The sequence below is a fragment of the Burkholderia sp. FW306-1C-G01B genome (assembly GCF_058781685.1).
Map to the genome: position 1 here is coordinate 248,237 of NZ_JBYSWZ010000012.1, position 24,004 is coordinate 272,240.

General features: G+C 67.1%; 24 protein-coding genes. 12 read left to right on the forward strand and 12 right to left on the reverse strand.

Translation table 11 applies throughout. The features are described from left to right. From AC3WLY_RS24255 to AC3WLY_RS24265, 3 genes are all read right to left on the reverse strand, one after another. Positions 1–939, reverse strand: coding sequence for an ABC transporter permease subunit (locus AC3WLY_RS24255; RefSeq protein WP_047902206.1), 939 nt, complete (start codon positions 937–939; stop codon positions 1–3). Positions 940–950: 11 nt separating this feature from the next. Next, entirely contained in the window at positions 951–2,564 is a 1,614-nt protein-coding gene (locus AC3WLY_RS24260) for a peptide ABC transporter substrate-binding protein (RefSeq protein ID WP_175959962.1), read from the reverse strand. Positions 2,565–2,743: 179 nt separating this feature from the next. Next, on the reverse strand, positions 2,744–3,325 hold the full coding sequence (locus tag AC3WLY_RS24265; protein WP_047902204.1) for a cupin domain-containing protein: 582 nt from the start codon (positions 3,323–3,325) through the stop codon (positions 2,744–2,746). A 498-nt stretch (positions 3,326–3,823) separates the two neighbouring features. On the opposite strand from AC3WLY_RS24265, the gene AC3WLY_RS24270 reads away from it, so the two are divergent. After that, entirely contained in the window at positions 3,824–5,344 is a 1,521-nt protein-coding gene (locus AC3WLY_RS24270; protein WP_425130836.1) for a peptide MFS transporter, read from the forward strand. Between the two features lie 117 nt (positions 5,345–5,461). Next, positions 5,462–5,668, forward strand: coding sequence for a hypothetical protein (locus tag AC3WLY_RS24275; RefSeq protein ID WP_175959960.1), 207 nt, complete (start codon positions 5,462–5,464; stop codon positions 5,666–5,668). Positions 5,669–5,714: 46 nt separating this feature from the next. Here the strand turns inward: AC3WLY_RS24275 and AC3WLY_RS24280 are convergent, their stop codons facing one another. The 3 genes from AC3WLY_RS24280 to AC3WLY_RS24290 form a co-directional block, all read right to left on the reverse strand. Continuing rightward, positions 5,715–6,839: an OpgC domain-containing protein gene (locus tag AC3WLY_RS24280; protein WP_492309460.1), complete on the reverse strand. Its 1,125-nt coding sequence runs from the start codon at positions 6,837–6,839 to the stop codon at positions 5,715–5,717. A 402-nt stretch (positions 6,840–7,241) separates the two neighbouring features. Continuing rightward, complete coding sequence (gene rarD, locus AC3WLY_RS24285; protein ID WP_175959958.1) at positions 7,242–8,141, reverse strand: EamA family transporter RarD; 900 nt, start codon at positions 8,139–8,141, stop codon at positions 7,242–7,244. Positions 8,142–8,157: 16 nt separating this feature from the next. Continuing rightward, positions 8,158–8,454 carry an acylphosphatase gene (locus tag AC3WLY_RS24290; RefSeq protein WP_034187849.1) on the reverse strand — a complete coding sequence of 99 codons (297 nt, stop codon included), beginning with the start codon at positions 8,452–8,454 and terminating at the stop codon, positions 8,158–8,160. A gap of 203 nt (positions 8,455–8,657) precedes the next feature. On the opposite strand from AC3WLY_RS24290, the gene hpnA reads away from it, so the two are divergent. Further along, positions 8,658–9,665, forward strand: a complete 1,008-nt coding sequence (gene hpnA / locus AC3WLY_RS24295) for a hopanoid-associated sugar epimerase (RefSeq protein ID WP_048246118.1) — start codon at positions 8,658–8,660, stop codon at positions 9,663–9,665. Positions 9,666–9,773: 108 nt separating this feature from the next. Next, complete coding sequence (locus AC3WLY_RS24300; protein ID WP_492309459.1) at positions 9,774–11,174, forward strand: phage tail protein; 1,401 nt, start codon at positions 9,774–9,776, stop codon at positions 11,172–11,174. A 123-nt stretch (positions 11,175–11,297) separates the two neighbouring features. Here the strand turns inward: AC3WLY_RS24300 and AC3WLY_RS24305 are convergent, their stop codons facing one another. Next, the gene (locus tag AC3WLY_RS24305) at positions 11,298–12,485 is read right to left on the reverse strand and encodes a glycosyltransferase (RefSeq protein ID WP_492309458.1); all 1,188 of its coding nucleotides are present in this window, start codon (positions 12,483–12,485) and stop codon (positions 11,298–11,300) included. 397 nt (positions 12,486–12,882) lie between these two features. Here AC3WLY_RS24305 and ispH point away from each other — a divergent pair, with 397 nt between their 5' ends. Both ispH and hpnH read left to right on the forward strand, forming a co-directional pair. Then, the gene (ispH, locus tag AC3WLY_RS24310) at positions 12,883–13,824 is read left to right on the forward strand and encodes a 4-hydroxy-3-methylbut-2-enyl diphosphate reductase (protein WP_034181594.1); all 942 of its coding nucleotides are present in this window, start codon (positions 12,883–12,885) and stop codon (positions 13,822–13,824) included. Between the two features lie 12 nt (positions 13,825–13,836). Further along, entirely contained in the window at positions 13,837–14,997 is a 1,161-nt protein-coding gene (gene hpnH, locus AC3WLY_RS24315; protein ID WP_034181593.1) for an adenosyl-hopene transferase HpnH, read from the forward strand. Positions 14,998–15,213: 216 nt separating this feature from the next. Here the strand turns inward: hpnH and AC3WLY_RS24320 are convergent, their stop codons facing one another. Both AC3WLY_RS24320 and AC3WLY_RS24325 read right to left on the reverse strand, forming a co-directional pair. Beyond that, positions 15,214–15,702 carry a hypothetical protein gene (locus AC3WLY_RS24320; protein ID WP_492309457.1) on the reverse strand — a complete coding sequence of 163 codons (489 nt, stop codon included), beginning with the start codon at positions 15,700–15,702 and terminating at the stop codon, positions 15,214–15,216. Positions 15,703–15,925: 223 nt separating this feature from the next. Further along, positions 15,926–16,303: a hypothetical protein gene (locus AC3WLY_RS24325; RefSeq protein ID WP_072440285.1), complete on the reverse strand. Its 378-nt coding sequence runs from the start codon at positions 16,301–16,303 to the stop codon at positions 15,926–15,928. Positions 16,304–16,794: 491 nt separating this feature from the next. Between AC3WLY_RS24325 and AC3WLY_RS24330 the strand changes: the two genes are divergently transcribed. Continuing rightward, the gene (locus AC3WLY_RS24330) at positions 16,795–17,148 is read left to right on the forward strand and encodes a DOPA 4,5-dioxygenase family protein (protein ID WP_492309456.1); all 354 of its coding nucleotides are present in this window, start codon (positions 16,795–16,797) and stop codon (positions 17,146–17,148) included. Between the two features lie 119 nt (positions 17,149–17,267). After that, positions 17,268–17,699, forward strand: a complete 432-nt coding sequence (locus AC3WLY_RS24335; RefSeq protein WP_492309455.1) for a nuclear transport factor 2 family protein — start codon at positions 17,268–17,270, stop codon at positions 17,697–17,699. Between the two features lie 102 nt (positions 17,700–17,801). Here AC3WLY_RS24335 and trhA read toward each other — a convergent pair whose 3' ends face one another. The 3 genes from trhA to AC3WLY_RS24350 all read right to left on the reverse strand — a co-directional run bounded on the left by trhA (position 17,802) and on the right by AC3WLY_RS24350 (position 20,916). Then, positions 17,802–18,422 (reverse strand): PAQR family membrane homeostasis protein TrhA, encoded by a 621-nt coding sequence (trhA, locus tag AC3WLY_RS24340; protein ID WP_175959949.1) that lies wholly within the window; start codon positions 18,420–18,422, stop codon positions 17,802–17,804. 196 nt (positions 18,423–18,618) lie between these two features. Beyond that, positions 18,619–18,825 carry a YbdD/YjiX family protein gene (locus AC3WLY_RS24345; protein ID WP_006761279.1) on the reverse strand — a complete coding sequence of 69 codons (207 nt, stop codon included), beginning with the start codon at positions 18,823–18,825 and terminating at the stop codon, positions 18,619–18,621. A 12-nt stretch (positions 18,826–18,837) separates the two neighbouring features. Continuing rightward, positions 18,838–20,916 carry a carbon starvation CstA family protein gene (locus AC3WLY_RS24350; protein ID WP_175959948.1) on the reverse strand — a complete coding sequence of 693 codons (2,079 nt, stop codon included), beginning with the start codon at positions 20,914–20,916 and terminating at the stop codon, positions 18,838–18,840. Between the two features lie 257 nt (positions 20,917–21,173). Here AC3WLY_RS24350 and dapF point away from each other — a divergent pair, with 257 nt between their 5' ends. The 4 genes from dapF to AC3WLY_RS24370 all read left to right on the forward strand — a co-directional run bounded on the left by dapF (position 21,174) and on the right by AC3WLY_RS24370 (position 23,985). Next, a complete protein-coding gene (dapF, locus tag AC3WLY_RS24355; RefSeq protein ID WP_175959947.1) occupies positions 21,174–21,986 on the forward strand; it encodes a diaminopimelate epimerase in 813 nt (270 codons plus the stop codon). Next, positions 21,983–22,861 (forward strand): RNA polymerase sigma-70 factor, encoded by an 879-nt coding sequence (locus tag AC3WLY_RS24360; protein WP_310136734.1) that lies wholly within the window; start codon positions 21,983–21,985, stop codon positions 22,859–22,861. Before dapF ends, AC3WLY_RS24360 begins: the two co-directional genes overlap by 4 nt. Positions 22,862–23,023: 162 nt before the next feature. Then, complete coding sequence (locus tag AC3WLY_RS24365; protein WP_425132308.1) at positions 23,024–23,503, forward strand: carboxymuconolactone decarboxylase family protein; 480 nt, start codon at positions 23,024–23,026, stop codon at positions 23,501–23,503. A 77-nt stretch (positions 23,504–23,580) separates the two neighbouring features. Continuing rightward, positions 23,581–23,985: a cupin domain-containing protein gene (locus AC3WLY_RS24370; RefSeq protein WP_310136736.1), complete on the forward strand. Its 405-nt coding sequence runs from the start codon at positions 23,581–23,583 to the stop codon at positions 23,983–23,985. Positions 23,986–24,004 lie beyond the last annotated feature (19 nt).

Consider the following 24,004-nt stretch of genomic DNA (forward strand, 5'->3'; position numbering starts at 1 on the left):
TCAATAACGGATGCGCGGATCGAGCCACGCGTACGCGAGGTCGACCAGCAGGTTGAACAGCACCGCGCAGACGGTCGTCAGCACGACGAGGCCGAGCACCAGCGTGTAGTCGCGGTTGATCGCACCGTTCACGACGAGCTGCCCGAGCCCCGGCAGCGCGAACACCGATTCGGTGACGACGGCCGCCGTGATCGACGAGATGCAGACCGTGCCGAACAGCGAAACGACCGGCATCAGCGCGGGCTTCAGCGCGTGGCGCAGCACGATCGTCGAGCCCGGCAGGCCTTTCGCGCGCGCGGTGCGGATGTAGTTGCTCGACAGCGTCTCGATCATCGAGCCGCGCATCACCCGCGCGAGCAGCGACATGTTGATGAAGGTCAGCAGCACGATCGGCAGCAGCCGGTACTGCCAGCCGCCGTCACCCCAGCCGCCCGCCGGCAGCCAGCCGTTGCCGGCCGAGGTTTTCAGCAGGATCGCGAAGATCCACACGAGCACCGGGCCGAGCACGAACGGCGGCACGACGTTGCCGATGTTGCCGATCAGCATCACGATGCGGTCGATGAAGCTGTCGCGGCGCACGGCCGCGACGGTGCCGAGCAGCACGCCGAGCCCGATCGAGATCGGGATCGACACGCCGCCTACGCCGAGACTCACCGGCAGCGCCTTGCGCACGAGATCGTTCACGGACCAGTCGACATAGCGAAACGACGGACCGAGATCGCCGTGCAGCAGCGCGTCGAGATACAGCAGGTACTGCTTCCACAGCGGCTGGTCGAGGTGGTACTTCGCGTTCAGGTTCGCGAGCGTTGCCGCGGAAAGCTGCTTCTCCGTATCGAACGGGCCGCCGGGCGTGAAGTGCAGCAGCAGGTAGCAGACGGTGACGACCGCGAGGATCGTCGGCACCGCCCACAACGTGCGTCTCAGTGCGTAGGCCAGCATGATCGCTCCGCTCAGTGCTTGATCAGGTACATGTCCTGCGAAGCACGCATGTCGATCACGTTCTTCAGCGAGTAGCCGCCCACATAGGGCTTCACGAGGCGGTCTGCCGAGTACTGGAACAGCGGCACCATCGGCGTGTCGTTCAGCGCGAGGTCGTGTGCCTGCGTGAGCAGCGCGGCACGCGCCTTGTCGTCGAGCTTCTGGTTGCCTTCGTCGACGAGTGCGTCGGCCTGCTTGTTGCAGTAGCCGACGGTGTTCTGCGCACTGCCGCAACGCAGCAGGTCGAAGAACGTCATCGCGTCGTTGTAGTCGGCGAACCAGCCGTCGCGCGCGATCTGCACCTTGCCGTCATGCCGCTCCTTCATCAGCACCTTGAACTCGACGTTCTCGAGCTTGGTGTTGACGCCGAGCTTCGTGCGCCATTCCGACGCGGCGAACAGCGCGACCTTCTTGTGCAGGTCGTTGGTGTTGTAGGTCAGCGTGAACGACAGCGGCTTCGCATCCGAGTAGCCGGCCTGCTTCAGCAGGTTCTTCGCCGTCTCGACGCGCTTGGCCATCGGCCACGACGCCCAGTCCGGCGTGAACGGCTGCACGCCCTTCGTGCCGTTCGGCATCAGCCCGTACATCGGCTTTTCGCCGGCCTGCGTGAGCTTCGAGGTCAGCACCTCGCGATCGAGCACCATCGACAGCGCCTGGCGCACGCGCTTGTCCTTCAGCGCCGGATCGCTGTTGTTCAGGTAGTAGTAGTACGTCGCGAGCTGCAGGCCCTGGCGCAGTTCGCCGCCGAACTGCTTGCTGACCTGCTGGAAGATCCCCGACGGAATCGAGTAGCTGTAGTCGATCTGGCCGGCCTGGTACATGCGCATCGCGGTCTCGTCGCTTTCGATCGGCAGGTACGTGACCTTGTTGATCACGACCTTCGGCGCGTTCCAGTATTTCGCGTCCTTCGAGATCACGATGCGGTTGTTCGGCTGCCAGTCGACCAGCTGGAACGGGCCGTTGCTGACGATGTTGCCCGGGCGCGTCCACGCGTCGCCGAGCTTCGTCACCGTGTCCTTGTTCACCGGCGCGAGCGGCACCATCGCGGTCAGCTCCGGGAAGAACGCGACGGGCACGTCGGTCGTCACCTCGAGCGTGTACGGGTCGACGGCGCGCACGCCGAGCGTCGACGGCGCGGCCTTGCCGGCGATGATGTCCTTCGAGTTCTTCACGAACTCGACGAGGATCGTGTATTTCGAGCCCGTCTTCGGATCGACGAGGCGCTGCCACGCATAGACGAAATCGGCGGCCGTCACCGGCTGGCCGTTGCTCCACTTCGCGTCGTGGCGAAGCTTGAAGATCCACGTCTGCGGCGTCTTGCGCTCCCACGACAGCGCGACGCCCGGCACGACCTGGCCGGCCGCATCGATGCGGGCGAGCCCTTCGAACAGGTCGAGGCCGATCGTGTTGCCGGTCCACGATTCGATGTGCGCGGGGTCGAGCGACTCGACTTCGGCGGGCACCTGTCGCGTCAGGTCCTGCTGAGGAGCGAGCGCGACGTTCGACGGAACGGTAACGGCGTGGGCGACGGGCGTCGTCAGGGCGAGCGCGGCCAGCACGGCCGACATGGCATGCAAGGATTTCATCGTGGCAGTCTTGAGAAAGTGGGTTCGGTGAGCGTCGCGCGGCGAATGCCGCGGATTACGCGTGAGACGCTGACGGGCGCAGCGATCGAGGAGGCCCGTGATTCCCGTATTTCATCTTAGTATTCCTTACGTTTCTTTCGACAGGCATCCCGTCTTGGAAACGAAGGAATACCTGTGCGTTAGAACAGCCTCGGCGTACCGACCCAGACCACCACCGACTCGATCTTCGCGGTGTTGACCCAGCTGTGCGGGACCGTCGACTGATAGTGCGAACTGTCGCCGGCCTGCAGGACGAACGTCTTGCCTTCCAGCGTCAGAGACACTTCCCCTTCAATCACATACAGGAACTCTTCTCCTGCATGTGTCGTCACCTCGGACCGCTTCTGCCCCGGCGGCAACCTCACGAGGATCGCCTCGAGCTGTCGCCCTTCGGATACGTTCGTCAGCCGCGCGAACAGGTTCGCCGAATCGGCAAACCCGAAGAAGCGCAACTGCTCGCCTCGGCAGACCGAGCGTTCCTCGCTCGGCGTATCCACGAAGTACTGCACCGTCACACCGAGCGCGTGCGCGATACCGGCCAGCGACGTCAGTGACGGCGACGCGAGCCCGCGCTCGACTTGAGACAGAAACGGCTTCGAAATCCCCGCGGCGGTAGCGGTGTCGTCGAGCGTGCGCTTGAGTCGTTGGCGCAACGCGCGAATCTTGCTGCCCAGTACGGCGGCAGCGTCTGCTGACCGCGGGTTTTCAGTGGGGGGAACCATAGCAGGCCGAAAAGTAGTCGTCAAAAAATGTTTGATGGAAAATAACTAAGTTAGATCGATATAGCTTAGTCTTCAGGTTCGCACACGCCTTCGGCGTTGAGCCCGGTGCGCTAAACAGGGCACGAAGCGAGCGAAACGACGCGCTATCTTGCCAGACTCGCCGGCTTCACAGGCAAGCTGCAAGCGGCTCTCCGGGAATCTTCGGAGGGCCCGCCTAGAAGTTTACAAATAGATGATGAGACGAATCTTCCTGAAAGTTGCTGCCATATCGGGAGTTTCCCTAAGTGGCGCATACCGGACGCACCGGACCGGCGAACGTTACCATCCGCGCGCCGGTCGGGGTCGTTCCCCGCCTCATCGGGCGGTGTTCGCTCCCGGCCCGGGCTAACCGCCCGACTGCTCCATCGCCGATGCCAAGCCTACCCGGCCCATTGTGCACAGGCGCCAGTCAGACCCAAGACGACGCGTGATCCGTGCCGTCCGTTTCAACCGAGATTGATGATGCATTCACCTGTTTCACAAACCCGATCGTTCACGACGGTCTTCCTCATCGAAATGTGGGAGCGCTTCGGCTACTACGGCATGGCCGCGCTCCTGGTCCTCTTCATGGTCGACCGGCTCGGTTTCACCGACAGCCATGCGAACCTGACCTGGGGTGCGTTCACCGCGCTCGTCTATGCGGCACCGTCGATCGGCGGCTGGATCGGCGACAAGGTGCTCGGCGCCCGCCGCACGATGATCATCGGCGCGGCCGTGCTGTGCGCGGGCTACCTGATGCTCGCGGTACCGAACGATCACCTGACGTACATGTACGCGTCGCTCGGCGTGATCGTCGTCGGCAACGGCCTGTTCAAGGCCAACGCGGCGAACCTCGTGCGCCGCATCTATGAAGGCGACGATGCGCGCATCGACAGCGCGTTCACGATCTACTACATGGCGGTCAACATCGGCTCGACGGTGTCGATGCTCGCGACGCCGTGGATCAAGGATCACTGGGGCTGGCACGCCGCGTTCGCGGTCTGCTGCGGCGGCATGCTGCTCGCGATCCTCAACTTCATGCTGATGCACCGCACGCTCGCGCATGTCGGCTCGCAGCCGGACGAACAGCCGATCCGCTGGAAGCGCCTCGGCGCGGTCGCGGCAGGCGGCGCCGCGCTCGCGCTGATCACGCTGTACGTGCTGCAGCACAAGCAGCTCGCGGTCGCCAGCGTGTGGACGGCAGCGTTCGCGATCCTCGCGATCTTCGCGTACATGATCGCGAAGTCGGAGCGCTCGGAACGCGCGGGCCTGATCGCGGCGCTCGTGCTGATCGGCCAGGTGATCCTGTTCTTCATCTTCTACGTGCAGATGTCGACGTCGCTGACGCTGTTCGCGCTGCGCAACGTCGATCCGCGCTTCATCCTGTTCGGCACGACGCTGTTCACGTGGAGCGCCGCGCAGTTCCAGGCGCTGAACCCGATCTGGATCATGCTGCTGAGCCCGGTGCTCGTGTGGGTCTACAACGCCGTCGCGAAGGGCGGCCGCGACCTGCCGGTCGCCGCGAAGTACGCGCTCGGCTTCGGCGCGGTCGCCGCGGGCTACCTGGTGTTCACGATCAGCGGCCGCTACGCGGTCGACGGCCGCGTGTCGTCGTGGTTCATGGTGTGGGGCTACGGCCTCTACTCGCTCGGCGAACTGCTGGTGAGCGGCCTCGGCCTCGCGATGATCGCCCGCTACGTGCCGGCGCGCATGAGCGGTTTCATGATGGGTGCGTATTTCGTCGCGACGGGCGTGTCGCAGTATCTCGGCAGCGTCGTCGCGAACTTCGCGCAGATGCCGTCGCACGAGCTGCCGGCCACCGAATCGCTGCCGCTGTACCTGTCGCTGTTCGAGAAGCTCGGCTGGCTTGCCGCGATCGGCATGCTGCTCGCGCTGCTGCTGCTGCCGCTGATGAACCGCCTGTCGCGCCAGCATCAGCGCTGCGCGGAAGAGCGCCGCGAGGAAGCGCTGCAGGCGCAGGCCGTCACCGCGGCCCAGTAAGTACTATCCCTTGGCGTGCGGCATGCACGCCACATTCCCCTGCCGGTTGCGCGATCGCGTCCTACACTGGTGGAAACGCATCCGATCCGTCGCGATGCGCACTGGCGGGAGAAGATCATGAAAAGCAAGACCACGAGGCTGCTGAGGATACTGTCGGACATCCGGCACGCTCAGCGCTGCACCGCGATTCGCGCCGCCCGCGCCGCAGCCGAAGCCGACGCGGTACTCGCGGAGCGCGACGACCCGGCGCCGGACGACCGCGACGACGCCGAATCCGACGAAGCAACCGCCGTTCCCCGCTCCCGTATCGGCTCACCTCACTGACGCCGCGCGGCACGTTGCGTGCCGCACGCGCCTCTTCCCGCGCCGCTCACGCGGCCGCACTGCGCCACCGCGCGATCCACGTTCCCGAACCGGCCACGGCCATCATCAGCCCGAGCGCGCATGCGTCGGCCACGAGGCCCACGCCGACGTGCCGCAGATCGGCGCCGTGCGCGACCGGGTGCAGCAGCGAATCGATGACGAGCGAGATCGCCGCGCCCGCGACGAAGCAGATCAGCCCGCGCTGGCCGACCGCGACGACGGGCCGCACGCCCTGCGCGATCCGCGCGATCCAGCCGTAGCGCACGCAATCGGCCATCAGCCACGCGACGGCCGCAAAGCTCACGACGCGCGGCAGCGCGAGATCGCGCTTGAGCACGCCTTCGGGCAACGGCAGCCCGGAGAACAGCTTGTAGCTCGCACAGCCGAGCACGACCGCGCACGCGACGCCGGTCGCCGCGGCGCCCCACCGCCCGAGCGCGATGCGGCGGTAGAACGGCTGGCAGCGCGCGAGCACGCCGGCGACGAACATCAGTTGCCATGCGAACGGGTTGAAGCTCCAGCGGAAGCCGTCGGTATCCAGCAGTTCGGGGCCGAGCCAGCCCGCCGCCAGCCACGACGCGACGCTGAACGCGACCAGCAGCCACGGCTGGCGGCGCGCGAACGGCACGAGCACCGGCGACGCGAGCGCGAACAGCACGTACATCGGCAGTACCGACGCGAGATACGGCTGGCGCTGGAACGTCAGCAATTCGGCGAGGCCCGTGAGCGGCGAAGCAAGCATCACGCTGACGTCGTCGAGCGCGAGGTTCGGCGCATCGATCCCGTAGTGATCGAGCACGGCCGACACGACGAGCATCAGCGTCGACGTCGCGAGAAACGCGCGGTAGATCTGCATCGCGCGGCGCACGAACCGGCGCTGCGCGGCGCGCGCGCCCTGCCGTTCGGCGATCGCGCCGTACGCGCTTGCGGTCGCGAAGCCGCCGAGAAAGACGAACACCTCGGCCGCGTCGCACAGCGCGAACGCGTGCAGCGTCACGCGCGACAGCACGCTTGCGCCGATGTGATCGACGACGATCATCAACAGCACGAGCCCACGGAAGAAATCGACTTCGATCAAGCGGCCGCTGCGCGACGGCTGGACCGCGACGGACGACGGCATGCTCAACGACATGAGCGCACCTGCGCAACGGCGGCGCGACAGGCGCCGGGGAATGGATCGAAAAGGAGAAGGCGAGCGCGATCAGCGGCGATGCGCGTATGCCCGCATCGCGCCAACCCGGCCGGCCAGGCACGGAGATGACCGTTCATTGGAAAGCTGCATACGAAGGGAAGTCGGTCAGGCCAGTCTAATGGCCGATCCGGGGAGACCCTAAGTAACAAAATGCAACCGAATCTTCTGTTCGATTACAAGCGCGAGGCCGGCGATATGAAGCGGGCAGCGCCGCCAGATTCACGCCAGCGCGTCGCCAGTTTGCGGTCAGTATTGATGCTTTCGAACGTGGTTCGATCGTCCAGCGATACACGATGCGCGGCACGTTCCGCGCGGCCGCCGCACCGCGATCGAGATCGAAACTTATCCGCGCGCGGGCAAGCGCCGCATCAGCATTGCGCTGTGCCACGCGGTCAGCGCGACGGCGACCCAGATCGGCCCGTACGTCGCGAGCTTCGCGACGCTCAGCGTCTCGCCGAGCAGCAGCAGCGACACCGCGACGAGCAGCACGGGCTCGACGTAGCCGAGAATCCCGAACAGCGCCATCGGCAGCATCCGGCTCGCCTTCAGGTAGCTCGCGAGCGCGAGCGTGCTGAGCACGCCGAGCCCCGGCAACAGCGCGGCCCACAACACCGGATTGCTCGCGACGCGCGTCGTGCTCGCCGCGACCATCGCGAAGGCGACCGGGCACAACAGCACGATCTCGATCGCGAACGCGGCCAGCGAATCCGCGTTGATCCGGCGGCGCAGCACGAAATACGGCGGATAGCCGAGCGCGACGACGAGCGTCGGCCACGCGAACGCGCGCGTCGCCCACACTTCGTGCACGACGCCGAGCGCGGCGCACGCGACCGCCGCCCATTGCAGCGGGTCGAGACGTTCGTGATAGTAGAAGCGGCCGACGAGCACCATCGTCAGCGGCAGCAGGAAATAGCCGAGCGACACTTCGAGCATGCGGCCGTGCAGCGGCGCCCACAGGAACAGCCACAACTGCAGGCCGAGCAGCGCCGCGCTCGCGGGCAGCGCGATCAGCAGACGCCAGTCGCGCACGCTGCGCCGCGCGAGGTCGACGAGCGCGGGCCAGCGGTCGCGCAACGCGATCAGCGCGAGCGCGCCCGGCGCGGTCCACAGCACGCGCCACGCGAAGATGTCGAGCCCGGTGAGCGGCGCGAGCAGCTTCGCGTAAACCGACATCAGCGCGAACAGCGTCGACGCCATCACCGACAGCATGAGGCCGCGCCCGGCTTCCGGATACCCCGTCATGGTTGTTGTGCGCCTGTTACTGCTGCTGGAAACGCTCGAAGCGCCTTTCGGTCCGGCGTTCCTCGAACGTCACCTCGGTCACGCGTGCAGCCGGCGGCCCGTGGCGCAGCCACGCGAGCATCCGGTCGATCTGCGCGCCGGGGCCCTGGATCATCGCCTCGACGCTGCCGTCCTCGAGATTCGCGACCCAGCCGCGCAGCTTCAGCGCATGCGCCTCGCGCACCGTCGCATGACGGAAGCCGACGCCCTGCACGACGCCGCGCACCCGCACGTAGTAGGTCTCGATCCGTTCGTCCAGTTCATTGCGGCTCATCGCGTCGCCCTCCCGTTGCATTCAAGCCCGGCATTGTAGTCGCGTCGGCCGCTTCGCACACGCGTGCGGCGGCCCGGCCGCGCGCCGCCACGCAAGCACGGCCCGCCGGGGCGCCGGCGTTGCGTCGCCGCACGCGCCGACCACGTACAATCTCGCCGACGCTCAACCGCCGCGCCGCTCGCGCGCGGCCCTGAAGGAAACGCATGACTGATACCTCCCGCGATCTCGTTCTCGTCACCGGCGCGTCCGGTTTCGTCGGCTCGGCCGTCGCGCGCATCGCGCAGCAGAAAGGCTATGCGGTGCGCGTGCTCGTGCGCCCGACCAGCCCGCGCACGAACGTCGCGGATCTCGACGCCGAGATCGTCACCGGCGACATGCGCGACGAGGCGTCGATGCGCGCCGCACTGCGCGGCGTGCGCTACCTGCTGCACGTGGCGGCCGACTACCGGCTGTGGGCGCCCGATCCCGACGAAATCGAGCGCGCGAACCTCGAAGGCGCAGTCGCGACGATGCGCGCGGCACGCGCGGAAGGCGTCGAGCGGATCGTCTACACGAGCAGCGTCGCGACGCTGAAGGTCACGAGCGCGGGCGACCCGTCCGACGAAAACCGGCCGCTCACGCCCGAGCAGGCGATCGGCGTCTACAAGCGCAGCAAGGTGCTCGCGGAACGCGCGGTCGAGCGGATGATCGCCGACGAAGGGCTGCCGGCCGTGATCGTCAACCCGTCGACGCCGATCGGCCCGCGCGACGTGAAGCCGACGCCGACCGGCCGCATCATCGTCGAAGCCGCGCTCGGCAAGATTCCCGCGTTCGTCGACACGGGGCTGAACCTCGTGCACGTCGACGACGTCGCGCACGGCCACTTCCTCGCGCTCGAACGCGGCCGGATCGGCGAGCGCTACATCCTCGGTGGCGAAAACCTGCCGCTGCAGCAGATGCTGGCCGACATCGCGCAGATGACGGGCCGCAAGGCGCCGACGATCGCGCTGCCGCGCTGGCCGCTGTACCCGCTCGCGGTCGGCGCCGAAGCGGTCGCGAAGTTCACGAAGAAAGAGCCGTTCGTCACCGTGGACGGGCTGCGGATGTCGAAGAACAAGATGTATTTCACGTCCGCGAAGGCCGAGCGCGAGCTCGGCTACCGTGCGCGCCCGTACCGCGAAGGGCTGCGCGATGCGCTCGACTGGTTCGGCTCGGCGGGGTACCTGAAATAACACAAAGCGGCGCGCTTCGCGCCGCCTTGCGCATTTTGTTACACGTCGCACGCGGACCGGCACTGGCGCAGCGGGTAAAATCGCGGGTCTTACGCAGAGAAGACACGCATGAACCTGAACGATCAGATCGATTCGCTCAACGCGGGCGTCGATCAGCTCCTCCACGATCACCACGCCGCGCAGCAGGCGGCCCGCAGCGCGGAAGCCTTCGCGCGCGCCGCAGCAGCGGAAGCCCAGGCCGCCGCGCAACGTCACGCCGCCGCGGAAGCCGAAGCGCAGGCCGCAGCGCAGCGCCACACGGCGGCAGCCGCCGACGCCGAAGCCGCGCAGCAGCGCCACGCGGAAGCCGCCGCCGCCGCCGAAGCCGCCGCCCACCGTCATACGGATGCCGCCGCGCAAGCCGAAGCCGCCGTGCTGCGCCATACGGAAGCCACCGCACGGACCGAAGCACTCGCGCAACGTCATGCGGATGCCGAAGCCGCATCGCAACGACACGCAGCGGCGATCGCCGAAGCCGAGGCCGCCGCGCAACGCCATGACGCCGCCGCGACCGAAGCCGATGCGGCCGCGCAGCGCCATGCGGCAGCGACCGCCGAAGCCGAGGCCGCCGCGAAGCGTCACGCGCAAGCGACCGCCGAAGCCGAAGCGGCCACGCAGCGCCACACGGCCGCGATCGCCGAGGCCGAAGCGCTTGCGCAGCGTCACGCGGAAGCGATCGCCGAAACGCAAGCCGCCGCGCAGCGTCATGCCGATGCGACCGCCGAGGCCGAAGCCGTCACGCAGCGCCACGCCGAAGCGATCGCGCAGGCCGAAGCCGCCGCGCAACGCCACGCCGACGCCACCGCGCAGGCCGAAGCCCTCACGCAGCGCCATGCCGAAGCGATCGCGCAAGCCGAAGCCGCCGCACAGCACCACGCGAAGGCCGTCGCCGACGCCGAAGCGCTGGTCGAGGCCGTCGTCAAGGAAGCCGCGACGAACGCAGTGGCCGCCCCGGCCGTTGCCGCCGAAGTCGTCGAAGCGGCACCGGCAGGCACGCCAGCGGCGGAACCGGCCGTGATCGCATCCGCGCCGGCCGAGACCGATGCAGCCGATGCGGCGGCCGACGCAGGAACCGCTGTCGTCGCGACGGCGCAAGCCGAAGCCGAAACCGCGACTGAAACCGAAGCCGCCACGCACCCGGTCGACAAATCGACGCTGCATGTGGCGCGTCCGTCGCAGAACGAACTCACGCTGACCATCAACGGCGAATCGATCACGCTGCATCCGGAGCAACTGGGGCAGTTGATCGAGGAACTCGCGCATGCGCGCGCGTCGATGCAGCCGGAGCCGCCGCCCGGCATCCCGGCCGGCTGGCGTTTCGTGACGACGAAGAACCCGATGATGGCCGTGCAGAAGCAGTCGAACGGCGACCGCCTGCTGGTCGCCCGCCACACCGGCTTCGGCTGGGTGCCGTTCACGTTCTCGCCCGACGTGGTGATCCAGATGTACATGATGCTGACCCAGCGGTAAGCACCGGCAGGCAGCACCGCCGAAAACGACACAGCCCGACCGGTTTCCGCCGATCGGGCTGTTTGCTTTCCGGCTGCCGGAACGGCAGCGTCCCGGGACGCACGCCGGCGGCGCGCGAAACGCTCAGCGCTCCACCGGCGCCTGCACGCGCGCCTTCCACTGGCCGCCCTTGCCGCGCCAGTAGCGCCACGCGGACGCGAACGTCGCGCCGACGTAGAACAGCGCGACGAGCGGCAGCGCGGGCGCCCACAGCGGCGAGCGCCGGTAGTAGCGCAGCATCGGCGCATATGCGGCGCACATCGACGCCCACGCGAGCCACGCCGGCCACGCGCGCGCGCCGTACGCGAGCGCCGCGACGGGCGGCACGAGGTAGATGATCGCCATCCCGAGCAGCGTGCCGGCCAGCAGCAGCGGCGAATAGTGCAGCTGCGTGAACGCGGTGCGCGCGATCATGTTCCAGATGTCGCGCCAGCTGTCGTACGGGCGCAGCGACACGCTGCGGTCGGCCAGGTCGAGCCGGATCGGATGGCGGCCGCTGCCGCGATGCTTGATCTGCGCGGCGAGGCTGCAGTCGTCGATCAGCGCACCGCGGATCGACTCGATGCCGCCCGCTTCCTCGAGCGCCGTGCGCTTCACGAGCATGCAGCCGCCCGCGGCGCCGGCCGTCCGGTTGCGCGGGTTGTTGATCCACGAGAACGGGTAGAGCTTCGCGAAGAAGAACACGAACGCCGGGATCAGCGCCTTTTCCCAGAACGAATCGCAGCGCAGCCGCACCATCAGCGACACGAGATCGCGGTGCTCGGCCTGCGCGCGCGTGACGAGCTGCGCGACGGCATCGGGCGGGTGGCCGATGTCGGCATCCGTCAGCAGCAGGTAGTCGGCCGGCCGGCCGAGCGTCTGCACCGCGGCGATTCCCTGCGACTGCGCCCACACCTTGCCCGACCAGCCGGCCGGCAGCGGCTTCGCGGCCAGCACCGTCAGCCGGTCGGCGCGGTTGATCGCGAGCGCCGCCGCACGGGCCGCGTCGGCGGTGCCGTCGTCGCTGTGGTCGTCGACAATGATCAGATGAAAGTCGCCCGAATAATCCTGCTCGAGCAGCGAAGTCGCCGCGCGGGCGATCACGTCGGCCTCGTTGCGCGCCGGCACGACCGCGACGACGGCCGGCCAGCCCGCGTCGGCCGCGGCGCCGCGCGCGTCGGGCGGCAGCGGCCGCGCCGGCACCGCGCGCCAGAAGCCGCCGCGCGCGACGAGCAGCACGATCCAGATCATCAGCGACAGGCCGGACACCAGGAAAGCGATCGCCAGCATCATCGGCGCGCCTCCGGCCGGACGCCGGCGTTTTGAATGGGGGTCAGGAACAAAACGCCCGAAACCGCTCGGGCGGCCGGGCAATACGCGTAAGAATCGACGGTCATCGAATGGCCTTGAAATGAGCGCGACGCCGGGCAGCCGGGGCGGCCGCCCGCGAAACCGCGTAGTTTACTGGGTTCCGCGCGCGCCAGCGCCGACGCGGCTCTCACGCAATTGCAACACGGAAGATACGGTACCAGAGCAAGGACTGCCCGATAGGGTTAAAATGCGCGATTAATTCGGGGTTCCGGGGCCTGGTCTGGCCGGTTCGTTCCTGCCTTCATAACTTCAAGCCGGGGCGATCGAGTTGGTGCCAGCTCTTCGAACCCCGGCGTCTGTCGTCGGAGTTCGCTCACTTATGCGAGTCATCCTTGCCCAGCCCCGCGGCTTTTGTGCGGGGGTTGTCCGTGCGATCGAGATCGTCGATCGCGCGCTGCAACAGCACGGCGCGCCGGTCTATGTGCGTCATGAGATCGTTCATAACCGGCATGTCGTCGAAAACCTGCGTAATAAAGGGGCACGATTCGTTGAGGAACTCGACGAGGTGCCGCACGGCGCTGTCGCGATCTTCAGCGCGCACGGTGTCGCCCAGACGGTCGAGCGCGACGCGGAAACGCGCGGGCTCGACGTGCTCGACGCGACCTGCCCGCTCGTCACGAAGGTGCACGTGCAGGGCCGCCAGTATGTCGCGGCGGGCCGCCGGCTGATCCTGATCGGCCACGCGGGCCACCCGGAAGTCGAGGGTACGATCGGCCAGATTCCGGCCGAGGTGATCCTCGTGCAGAGCGAAGCCGAAGTCGCGACGCTGACGCTGCCCGTCGATACGCCGGTCGCGTACATCACGCAGACCACGCTGTCGGTCGACGATACGCGCGGCATCATCGAAGCGCTGCAGCGCCGGTTCACCGACCTGGTCGGCCCGGACACGCGCGACATCTGCTATGCCACACAGAATCGCCAGGCCGCCGTGCGCGAGCTGAGCGAACAGGTTGACGTGCTGCTCGTCGTCGGCGCGACGAACAGCTCGAACTCGAACCGCCTGCGCGAGATCGGCACCGAAAGCGGTGTGCCGAGCTATCTCGTCGCCGACGGCTCGGAAGTGAAAGCCGAATGGTTCGCGGGCGTGCAGACGGTCGGCCTGACCGCCGGCGCGTCGGCGCCCGAAGAGATGGTCGAGGATGTAATCGGCGCGCTGCGCGCGCTGGGGCCCGTCGATGTCGCGACGATGGCGGGCCGTGAGGAAAAAGTCGAATTCAAGCTGCCGGCGAAGCTCACGCAAGCTGTCGCCCGCGAAGTTTAAGGAGGACATCCCTTGTCTATTCCGCTGCTCCAGCAAGTCCGTGTCGGCGCGTATATCGTGCGCCAGCACCTGTCCGGCAACAAACGCTATCCGCTCGCGCTGATGCTCGAGCCGCTGTTCCGCTGCAACCTCGCGTGCAACGGCTGCGGCAAGATCGATTATCCGGACCCGATCCTGAACCAGCGCCTGTCCGTCGAGGAATGCCTGCAGGCCGTCGACGAGTGCGGCGCGCCCGTCGTGTCGATCGCCGGCGGCGAACCGCTGCTCCACAAGGAGATGCCGGAAATCGTCAAGGGCATCATGAAGCGCAAGAAATTCGTGTACCTGTGCACGAACGCGCTGCTGATGGAAAAGAAGATGGACGACTACGCGCCGAGCCCGTATTTCGTCTGGTCGGTCCACCTCGACGGCGACCAGCAGGCGCACGATCACTCGGTGTCGCAGGAAGGCGTGTACGACAAGGCCGTCGCGGCGATCAAGGAAGCGAAGCGCCGCGGCTTCCGCGTGAACATCAACTGCACGCTGTTCAACGATGCGGTGCCCGAGCGCGTGGCGAAGTTCTTCGACACGCTGGGGCCGATCGGCGTCGACGGCATCACGGTGTCGCCGGGCTACGCGTACGAGCGCGCGCCGGATCAGCAGCACTTCCTGAACCGCGACAAGACGAAGAACCTGTTCCGCGAAATCCTGAAGCGCGGCGAAGGCGGCAAGCGCTGGTCGTTCAGCCAGTCGTCGCTGTTCCTCGACTTCCTGGCCGGCAACCAGACGTACAAGTGCACGCCGTGGGGCAACCCGGCGCGTACGGTGTTCGGCTGGCAGAAGCCGTGCTACCTGGTCGGCGAAGGTTACGTGAAGACCTTCAAGGAACTGATGGAAACGACCGAGTGGGACAACTACGGCGTCGGCAACTACGAGAAGTGCGCGGACTGCATGGTCCACTGCGGCTTCGAGGCAACCGCCGTGATGGACACGATCGCGCATCCGCTGAAGGCGCTGCGCGTGAGCACGAAGGGCATCAAGACCGACGGCCCGTTCGCACCGGACATCTCGATCGCGAAGCAGCGTCCGGCCGAGTATGTGTTCTCGCGCCACGTCGAGATCAAGCTCGAGGAAATCCAGCGCGCCGGCAAGGGCAAGCTGCAGAAGCCGGCGAAGCCGGCAACGGCGGCTTAAGCGCGTTTCGCCTCACGGGGGCCGGGCCTCCGCGCAAGCGGGCATGAATGAAGCGCCACGGAGTTCGCTCCGTGGCGCTTTTGTTTTGGGCCGACGGATTGCCCGCATCACGTTGTCGCGGCAGCCGCGCAATCGCCCGCGTCGCGCGATTGCATCGGCCGCGCCGGTGCGGCCGGCCCTGTCTCCTCCATCCTCCCCGTGAAACCGGTTGCGGCGCTACGCGGCCAGCGACTCGGCCGCGTGCATGCGCATCTTCTCCGCCGCGCGCGCCACGAGGGCCGGCTGGCCGCTCGACGCGAACACGCAGACATGACGCCACAGCTCGGCGAGCCGATGCCGCGTGAGCGTCGCGACGCAGGTGTCGTGCGCCGCAAGCACGCGCTCGAGCACTGCGCATTCGTCGTCGCGCAGCGCCCATGCGCCGCTTTGCGCCGCGCGCGCCACGCCCGCATCGAGCGCGCGCTCCGCGTCGACGCACAGGTCGATGTCCGCGCCCCCGCGCACCGCATCGTCGATCGACAGGAACACCAGATAGACGCTCGTGCGCAACCGCATCAGCAGCGCCTCGTTGCCGTGTTCTCCGCGCAGCGCGACGAGCGCCATGTGGCATTTCAGCGAGATGTCGCGTGCATGCACGGGCGGCAGCGGCAGCAGCCACTCGCGGGTCAGCGGCACGTGGCGACGTTTCTTCCGGGTGGCCTTCATGATTCGCGCTCGCCCTCGGCAGCATCGCTCGACGCGAAATCCGGCCACGCGGCGCGACACGCGGTCGTGCCGCGCCCCGCAGTGCGGTTGTCCTTCGCACGGCGCCGCGCGCCGTGCCCGTCGTTGCGTCGCGGCGTCGCTCGCGCATCCGGCAACCGGCGCGGCGCTGACGCGCGCGCGACGTTGGCGGATCGAAGCTGGCAAGCCATGCTCGTCTGCCGCATCAGAACGTGTTCTCGCCTTTCAGGTAGTACGCGGTCTTCACGAAGAACGCCTTGACCGGATGGCCGCCCTGCACGTCGCGCGCAGCGCGCGCTTCCATCGCGGCCCGCTCTTCGCGCGACCGGTCCGGCACCGGATTGCGGACACGTTCGAGCGCACGCTGCATCGCGAGCGGATAGTTCTGGTTGCCGGCCGTCGTCGCGCGATAGCCGGCACGGGTCATCTGCATCAGTTGCGCGTCGGTTTCGGCGCGCGCCGCCGACCAGCTCAGCCGCGCGGCATTCGACTGCCAGTCGGAGCCGGCCGACTGCGCAAAGCTGACGGCGGGCAGCGCAACGAGGGCGCAGGAAAGAACAGCAACGGGAACGAGGGATCGCATGGTGGCCTCCAGATGGTTGTCCCCGCATCGATCGCGATCGTCGATGCGTTGAAACCATCGTATGTCGCGCCGCATTCCGCTTGAATAGCCGATTTCGCAATTGATATTTTCAGCTTTGCATTCGACGTGCGATCTGGGTCGTTCGTGAATCCCGCCGAAATGGAATTTCTTTATTTCATTCAACTGCCTGATCGCACTTTTCCGGACGACCCGAGACGGCACGCGCACCGCTTTTTCAGTTTTCGAAATGACGTGTTGCCGGTGCGATTGCGGCTTGCGCAAGTGCCGACAAGGCTTTCGGCGTGATATCGCGCACGCGGATACCACGGGAGCGGTTTCATCGGATCAAACGGTTCTTCTGATACAGGACAAATCATCGGCTTCGGATTGCCGGACCGTGACACGACGCATAGGGCAAGGACGCGCGATAATCACGCATCGGCCGTTTCGCACGGCGCCTCATGCATTCCCCTTTTTTATCGAGTCCTTCCATGGCTGCCCCCGACACCACCGCCATCGACAGTTGGCACGCGCACGTCTATTTCGATGCGGCCAGCCGCGACGCGGCCTGGGCGTTTCGCCAGGTCGTCGACGAACGGTTCGGCGCGGTCATCGAACTCGGCCGCTTTCACGAACGCCTCGTCGGCCCGCATCCGGCCTGGTCGTACCAGATCGCATTCGACGCCGCGCGATTCGACGACATCGTGCCGTGGCTCGTGCTGAACCACGGCGCGCTCGATATCTTCCTGCATCCGAATACCGGCGACGACCTGCGCGACCATCGCGATTGCGCGGTGTGGATCGGCAAATCCTATGTGCTGAATCTCGACGCGCTGGCCGGATAAGGTCTGACGCGCGGCCGCCTTCAACCAGGGCCGCATCCACGTTTCGGGCCGACGTGAAACGTCTTGCGGCGTCGCGCCCATACAGTGGGTTCCGTTATCGACACTTCAGGGAATCCGCCATGACACACGCCGACGCCGATGCCCGGCGCATCCATGAAGGCTGGCACGCCGCCGTCGTCGCTCGCGACTTCGATGCGCTGATGTCGCTGTACGCGGACGACGCGGTGCTCGAAACGCCGCTCGCCGTCGTCACGCTGCCCGACCACGGCTCCGGCGTGCTGCATGGCAAGGCCGCGATCGGCAAGTTCTTCGCGGCCGGCCTGCGCAATCCGGGCAACAGGCTCGGACGCTGGTACCGGACCGGGTTGTTCTTCTCGAACGGCCGCCAGCTCACATGGGAATATCCGCGCGAAACGCCGGAAGGCGACCAGGTCGATCTCGTCGAGGTGATGGATCTGCGCGACGGGCTGATCGCGCATCATCGCGTTTACTGGGGATGGGTCGGCTTTCTCGCGCTGCAAGCCGCAACGCCGACGCCCGACCGCGCCTGACGGCCGCCGGCGAGCGGGCCGCGGCCATGACCGCCGCGCGCCGACAGGCATTCCCCGGACGCGCCCGTTGCGCGTCGTCACCGTGTCAACGCCGCCTTCCGCTCACGCCACATACATCGCGACACTGACGAACTGGCACAGGCTGCCGCCCAGCACGAAAAGGTGCCAGATACCGTGCCCGTGACGGATGCGTTCGTCGTTGATGAAGAAGTAAATCCCGGCACTGTAGATCACGCCGCCGGCCACGAGCCACGCGGTGCCCACCGGCGGCAGCGCATGGATCAGCGGGCGCACCGCGACGAGCGCGAGCCAGCCCATCAGCACGTACAGGATCATCGACAGCATGCGCGTGCGCCGCCCGAGCGTCAGTTCCTGCACGATGCCCAGCACGGCGAGCCCCCAGCTCACGCCGAACAGCGACCAGCCCCACGGGCCGCGCAACGTGACCAGCGTAAACGGCGTGTAGCTGCCGGCGATCAGCAGGTAGATCGCCGAATGGTCGCATTTCTGCAGGATCGCTTTCAGGCGCGGGTTGCGCACGCTGTGGTACAGCGTCGAGATCGCGTAGAGCAGGATCAGCATCGCGCCGTACACGCTGAAGCTCACCACCTTGTACGGGTCGCCTTCGAGCGCGCCCATCGTCACGAGCGCCACGAGGCCCGCCACCGACAGCACCGCGCCGACGAGATGGGAAATGCTGTTGAAACGCTCACCGACATGCACGACGTGTTCTCCTGCGGGTCCATCGGGGAAAAATGAGTTCTATGATACCGGCCGCCGGACATTGCCGTGCTGCGCGCCGGCAAACGACGCGGCAATATCCGCGACAGGCGCGCCGCCTGCCCCGCCAAAGAAAAAGCGCCGCGAAATCCATCGCGGCGCTTCCTTGTAAATCACCGAACCGTTTCACCGGCCCGGTTCAGCAGCACTTCCCTGCTCCCGACCCGTACCGCGCATTCTGACGCTCGCGGAAAAATTCCTCGTACGTCATCGGCTCGCGGTCCGGATGGGTTTCGCGCATGTGCGCGACGTAGGTGTCGTAGTCGGGCAGGCCGACCATCAGCCGCAACGCCTGCCCGAGGTAACGCCCCGCACTGCGCAGGTCGCCGCCAAGATCGCTGAACATCGCGGCCTCCCCTTAACGTCCGCTGCCGAGCGCCTGCGCGGCCGGCATCGCTTCGTACGGCGTCTCGCGCACGGTCGGCTTCGACTCGCGGCGCGCGCGCAGCACGGCGATCACGCCGTACACCGCGATGCTGATGACGACGAAGATGAACAGCCCGGCCAGCGCCGCATCGATGTAGTCGTTGAAGATGATCCGCTTCATCTGTGCGATCGACTTGGCCGGCGCGAGCACCTTGCCTTCGTCCACCGCGGCCTGCAGCTTCGCGGCGTGCGAGAGGAAGCTGACCTTCGGGTTCGCATCGAAAATCTTCTGCCAGCCGGCCGTCAGCGTGCAGATCAGCAGCCATGCCGTCGGCACGATCGTCACCCATGCATAGCGCTCGCGCTTCATCTTGAACAGCACGACGGTGCCGAGCACCAGCGCGATCGCGGCGAGCATCTGGTTCGAGATGCCGAACAGCGGCCACAGCGTGTTGATGCCACCGAGCGGATCGACCACGCCCTGGTACAGGAAGTAGCCCCACGCGGCCACGCACAGCCCGGTGGCGACCAGGTTCGCGGGCAGCGACTCGGTGCGCTTGAGCGCCGGGTGGAACGTGCCGAGCAGATCCTGCAGCATGAAGCGGCCCGCGCGCGTGCCGGCGTCGACGGCCGTCAGGATGAACAGGGCCTCGAACAGGATCGCGAAGTGATACCAGAACGCCATCATCGCTTCGCCGCCGATCACCTGGTGCAGGATGTGCGCCATGCCGACGGCCAGCGTCGGCGCGCCGCCCGCGCGCGCGATGATCGTCGTTTCGCCGACGGCCTTCGCGGTCTGCGTCAGCATATCGGGCGTCAGCACGAAACCCCACTGCGTAACCGTGTTCGCGACGGCTTCCGGCGTCGAGCCGAGCACGGCGGCGGGCGCGTTCATCGCGAAATAAATGCCCGGCTCGATCACGCACGCGGCGACCAGCGCCATGATCGCGACGAACGATTCCATCAGCATCGCGCCGTAACCGATGAAGCGCGCGTTGGTTTCGTTGTCGATCAGCTTCGGCGTCGTGCCCGACGAGATCAGCGCGTGGAAGCCCGACACCGCGCCGCATGCGATCGTGATGAACAGGAACGGGAACAGGTTGCCCGACCACACCGGGCCCGTGCCGTCGACGAACTTCGTCAGCGCGGGCATCTTCAGTTCCGGCGCGACGACCAGGATGCCGATCGCGAGGCCCAGGATCGTGCCGATCTTCAGGAACGTCGACAGGTAGTCGCGCGGCGCGAGCAGCAGCCACACCGGCAGCACCGATGCGACGAAGCCATAGCCGATCAGGATCCACGTGAGCTGCGTGCCGCTGAACGTGAACCATGCGGCGAGCGCGGGCGAATCGTGCACGGTCTGGCCGAACGCGATCGACGCCATCAGCAGCACGAAGCCGATGATCGACACTTCGCCGATGCGGCCCGGACGGATGTAGCGCGTATAGACGCCCATGAACAGCGCGATCGGAATCGTCGCGGCGACGGTGAACGTGCCCCACGGCGAATTGGTCAGCGCCTTCACGACGATCAGCGCGAGCACCGCGAGGATGATCACCATGATCAGAAACGCGCCGAACAGCGCGATCACGCCGGGCACCGTACCGAGCTCCATCTTGACGAGATCGCCGAGCGAGCGGCCGTCGCGGCGCGTCGAGATGAACAGCACGATGAAGTCCTGCACCGCGCCGGCGAACACGACGCCGGCCAGGATCCACAGCATGCCGGGCGTGTAGCCCATCTGCGCGGCGAGCACGGGCCCGACGAGCGGCCCCGCGCCGGCGATCGCGGCGAAGTGATGGCCGAACAGCACGTACTTGTTGGTCGGCACGTAGTCGAGGCCGTCGTTGTACTTGACCGCCGGCGTCATCCGCAGCCCGTCAAGCTGCATGACCTTGCTGGCGATGAAACGGCTGTAGAAGCGATACGCGATCAGATACACGCAGACAGCGGCGATCACGATCCAGAGGGCACTCACGCGCTCGCCGTGCGCGAGTGCGATCGTTCCGAACGAGAACGCGCCGAGCAGCGCGACCGCGATCCAGAGCAGGGTACTGGAAGCCCGATTCATGGCGTCTCCTGGTCTCCAATGTGGTTTTGATGGCATGCGGCGAAGTGGCCGCACACGCGTGACGTCGATGCGTCGTGCCACGGTCTTGCAAAGGCCGCGACAATGGGCCGTAGTATTCCGTGCGACGGGGGCGGCTTACAAGCGGATAACTACGTATGCGGGGCTACGTAAAATTACGTAGACGCGCGCACCGTCCGCGATTGATCGCGCCCGGCAAGCCACGTACAGTGTTGGCGTGCCTCGATTCCGGAACCGCCATGCCGATCCGATTTCAGAAGATGAACGCGAATGGCGACGACTTCGTCGTCGTCGACCTGCGCGGCCAGGATCAGGCTCAAGCACACGCGATCGACCGCGACCTCGTCCGGCACATGGGCGACCGGCATCGCGGCATCGGCTTCAACCAGCTCGCGGTGCTATCGGACTGCGACGACGCGGCGGCCCGCGTCGCGTTCTGGAACCCCGACGGCTCGATGCTCGATACCTGCGGCAGCGCGACGCGCGGCGTCGCATGGAAGGTGATGCGGGAAACCGGCGCGGCGTCGGTCGTGCTGCGCACCAACCGCGGGCGCCTGCTCTGTTCGCACGATGCGCACGGGCTGATCACGGTGGAGATGGGCACACCGCGCATCGGCTGGCAGGACGTGCCCGTCGCCGAAGCCGTCGACACGCTCGCCCTCCCGCTGCCCGGCGCACCGGCCGCGTGCAGCATGGGCAATCCGCACTGCACGTTCTTCGTCGACGATCTCGGTACGGTCGATGTCGAAGCGCTCGGCCCGGCAATCGAAACGCATCCGCTGTTTCCGCTGAAGACCAACGTGCATTTCGTTCAGGTCGTCAGCCGCTCGCATATCCGCCTGCGCATCTGGGAGCGCGGCGGCGGCGTGCCGCTCGGTTCGGGCTCGTGTTCGTGCGGCGCGGCGGTCAACGGCATCCGGCGCGGGCTGCTCGACCACACGGTGCGGGTGGAATGCGACGGCGGCGACGTCGCCGTTCAATGGGACGGCACCGGCAGCGTGTTCCTGAGCGGGCCGGTCTCGTTCGGTTTCGACGGGGTGTGGACTGCATGAACGACGACACCCGAACCTTCGACGCGCTGCGCCCGCGCCTGCAGAAGATCGCCTACCGGATGCTCGGCTCCGTCGCGGACGCGGAGGACATCGTGCAGGACGTCTGGCTGCGCTGGCACGAAGCGGCACGCGACGAAATCGAGAACGGCGAGGCGTGGCTGGTCGCAGTCACGACGCGGACCGCCATCGACCGCCTGCGCGCGGCGAAAATCCGGCGCGAGCAATACACGGGTATCTGGCTGCCGGAGCCCGAGCTCGGCGAATCGCCGGCGACGCCCGAGGAATTGACGGAGCGCGCGAACGACGTGTCGGTCGCGTTCCTGCTGCTGCTCGAGCGCCTGACGCCGGAAGCGCGCGCGGCCTTCCTGCTGCGCGAAGTGTTCGACGTCGACTACGACCAGATCGCCGATGCAATCGGCAAATCCGAAGCCGCGTGCCGGCAACTCGTCAGCCGCGCGAAGGCCCAGTTGCGCGACGACGGCCGGCCGCGTTACGCGGTGCCTCGCGAAACGCACCGGCAATTGCTGCAGACGTTCTCGCACGCGCTCGCGCAAGGCGACTTCCCGTCGATCCAGGCGCTGCTCGCGGAAGACTCGATGCTGATCGGCGACGGCGGCGGCAAGGTCCAGAGTTTCCCGAAACCGATGGTCGGCGGCCGCCGCATCGCACAGCTGTTCTACGCGACATGGCTGCGCTGCGGCAGCGGCGTCGAGATGCGAACGGTCGTGCTGAACGACGAATGGGCGATGCTGCGCTTCATCGCCGGGCAGCTCGAATCCGCGATGTCGTTCGAGACGGACGGCACGCGGATCGTCCGGATCCTCGTGCAGCGCAACCCCGACAAGCTTGCGCGGATCGCTGCCGCGTGCGCGTGACGCACGCCCCGCTCGCCGATTGGTGCGCCGCCGGCAACACGATGCGTCACCTTGCGTGTCTACCGGGACGGACGCCGTACTCCTAAGATGATTCGGCGCGGCGCAATGCCGCCTCCGACGCCCGCGAACCGCGGGCGATTCTCTTCGTCGCCAGGAGAAATCATGACGCAACGTCTCAACTACATGCATCAATCGCCCGAGCTGTTCAGGCAATTCCTCGAGTTCAGCAACCTGCTGCGCGACAGCACGATCGAGGAATCGATCCGCGATCTCGTGTCCGCGCGCGTATCGCAAATCAACGGCTGCGCATTCTGTCTCGACATGCATGTGAAGGAAGCGCGCCTCCACGGCGAGCGCGAACTGCGCCTTCATCATCTCGCGACGTGGCGCGAATCGACGCTCTTCTCGCCGCGCGAGCGGGCCGCGCTTGCATGGGCCGAAGTACTGACGAAGCTGCCCGAGCATGGCGTGCCGGACGACGTCTACGACCGGGTGCGCGGCCAACTGTCCGAGAAGGAACTGTCGGACCTGACGTTCGAAGTCATGGCGATCAACGGCTGGAACCGCGCGAACGTGGCATTCCGCACCGCACCGGGCTCGGCCGACAAGGCATTCGGCCTCGACAAGGCGAATCTCGCCTGACGCCCGCGCCCGGCCCGGGCCACCGCCCGCCTTCGCCGCCGGCCGCCCGCCGGCGGCACTCACCGGAAACCCTCCCCATGATTCGCTTGAAACATGCATTCGCGGCCGCGCTCGTCGTCGCGGGCGCAACCGCCGGCGCTGCCCATGCGGCGCCCTCCGCCATCGTCACGCCGCTCATGACGAAGCCGCTCGACGCGTATCCGGGCAAGGAAGCGCTGATGATCTCCGTCGAATACCCGCCCGGCGCGGTCGACCCCGTCCACCGCCACCATGCGCCTGCGTTCGTCTATGTGGTCGAGGGCTCGATCGTGATGCAGGTGAAGGGCGGCGAGCCCGTCACGCTGAAGCCAGGCCAGACGTTCTACGAGGGCCCGAACGACCTGCACACGGTTGGCCGTAACGCGAGCCGCACGAAACCCGCGAAGTTCATCGTGCTGCTGCTGAAGGACAAGGGCGCGCCGGTGCTCGTGCCTGAGCGATAACCCGCTCGCCCGCCGCCGC

Excerpts from the sequence above, each read along its gene's own strand:
- AC3WLY_RS24255 (WP_047902206.1), bottom strand. The coding sequence starts at position 939 with ATGCTGGCCTACGCACTGAGACGCACGTTGTGGGCGGTGCCGACGATC.
- AC3WLY_RS24260 (WP_175959962.1), bottom strand. The coding sequence starts at position 2,564 with ATGAAATCCTTGCATGCCATGTCGGCCGTGCTGGCCGCGCTCGCCCTG.
- AC3WLY_RS24265 (WP_047902204.1), bottom strand. The coding sequence starts at position 3,325 with ATGGTTCCCCCCACTGAAAACCCGCGGTCAGCAGACGCTGCCGCCGTA.
- AC3WLY_RS24270 (WP_425130836.1), top strand. The coding sequence starts at position 3,824 with ATGATGCATTCACCTGTTTCACAAACCCGATCGTTCACGACGGTCTTC.
- AC3WLY_RS24275 (WP_175959960.1), top strand. The coding sequence starts at position 5,462 with ATGAAAAGCAAGACCACGAGGCTGCTGAGGATACTGTCGGACATCCGG.
- AC3WLY_RS24280 (WP_492309460.1), bottom strand. The coding sequence starts at position 6,839 with ATGTCGTTGAGCATGCCGTCGTCCGTCGCGGTCCAGCCGTCGCGCAGC.
- rarD (WP_175959958.1), bottom strand. The coding sequence starts at position 8,141 with ATGACGGGGTATCCGGAAGCCGGGCGCGGCCTCATGCTGTCGGTGATG.
- AC3WLY_RS24290 (WP_034187849.1), bottom strand. The coding sequence starts at position 8,454 with ATGAGCCGCAATGAACTGGACGAACGGATCGAGACCTACTACGTGCGG.
- hpnA (WP_048246118.1), top strand. The coding sequence starts at position 8,658 with ATGACTGATACCTCCCGCGATCTCGTTCTCGTCACCGGCGCGTCCGGT.
- AC3WLY_RS24300 (WP_492309459.1), top strand. The coding sequence starts at position 9,774 with ATGAACCTGAACGATCAGATCGATTCGCTCAACGCGGGCGTCGATCAG.
- AC3WLY_RS24305 (WP_492309458.1), bottom strand. The coding sequence starts at position 12,485 with ATGATGCTGGCGATCGCTTTCCTGGTGTCCGGCCTGTCGCTGATGATC.
- ispH (WP_034181594.1), top strand. The coding sequence starts at position 12,883 with ATGCGAGTCATCCTTGCCCAGCCCCGCGGCTTTTGTGCGGGGGTTGTC.
- AC3WLY_RS24320 (WP_492309457.1), bottom strand. The coding sequence starts at position 15,702 with ATGAAGGCCACCCGGAAGAAACGTCGCCACGTGCCGCTGACCCGCGAG.
- AC3WLY_RS24325 (WP_072440285.1), bottom strand. The coding sequence starts at position 16,303 with ATGCGATCCCTCGTTCCCGTTGCTGTTCTTTCCTGCGCCCTCGTTGCG.
- AC3WLY_RS24330 (WP_492309456.1), top strand. The coding sequence starts at position 16,795 with ATGGCTGCCCCCGACACCACCGCCATCGACAGTTGGCACGCGCACGTC.
- AC3WLY_RS24335 (WP_492309455.1), top strand. The coding sequence starts at position 17,268 with ATGACACACGCCGACGCCGATGCCCGGCGCATCCATGAAGGCTGGCAC.
- AC3WLY_RS24345 (WP_006761279.1), bottom strand. The coding sequence starts at position 18,825 with ATGTTCAGCGATCTTGGCGGCGACCTGCGCAGTGCGGGGCGTTACCTC.
- AC3WLY_RS24350 (WP_175959948.1), bottom strand. The coding sequence starts at position 20,916 with ATGAATCGGGCTTCCAGTACCCTGCTCTGGATCGCGGTCGCGCTGCTC.
- dapF (WP_175959947.1), top strand. The coding sequence starts at position 21,174 with ATGCCGATCCGATTTCAGAAGATGAACGCGAATGGCGACGACTTCGTC.
- AC3WLY_RS24360 (WP_310136734.1), top strand. The coding sequence starts at position 21,983 with ATGAACGACGACACCCGAACCTTCGACGCGCTGCGCCCGCGCCTGCAG.
- AC3WLY_RS24365 (WP_425132308.1), top strand. The coding sequence starts at position 23,024 with ATGACGCAACGTCTCAACTACATGCATCAATCGCCCGAGCTGTTCAGG.
- AC3WLY_RS24370 (WP_310136736.1), top strand. The coding sequence starts at position 23,581 with ATGATTCGCTTGAAACATGCATTCGCGGCCGCGCTCGTCGTCGCGGGC.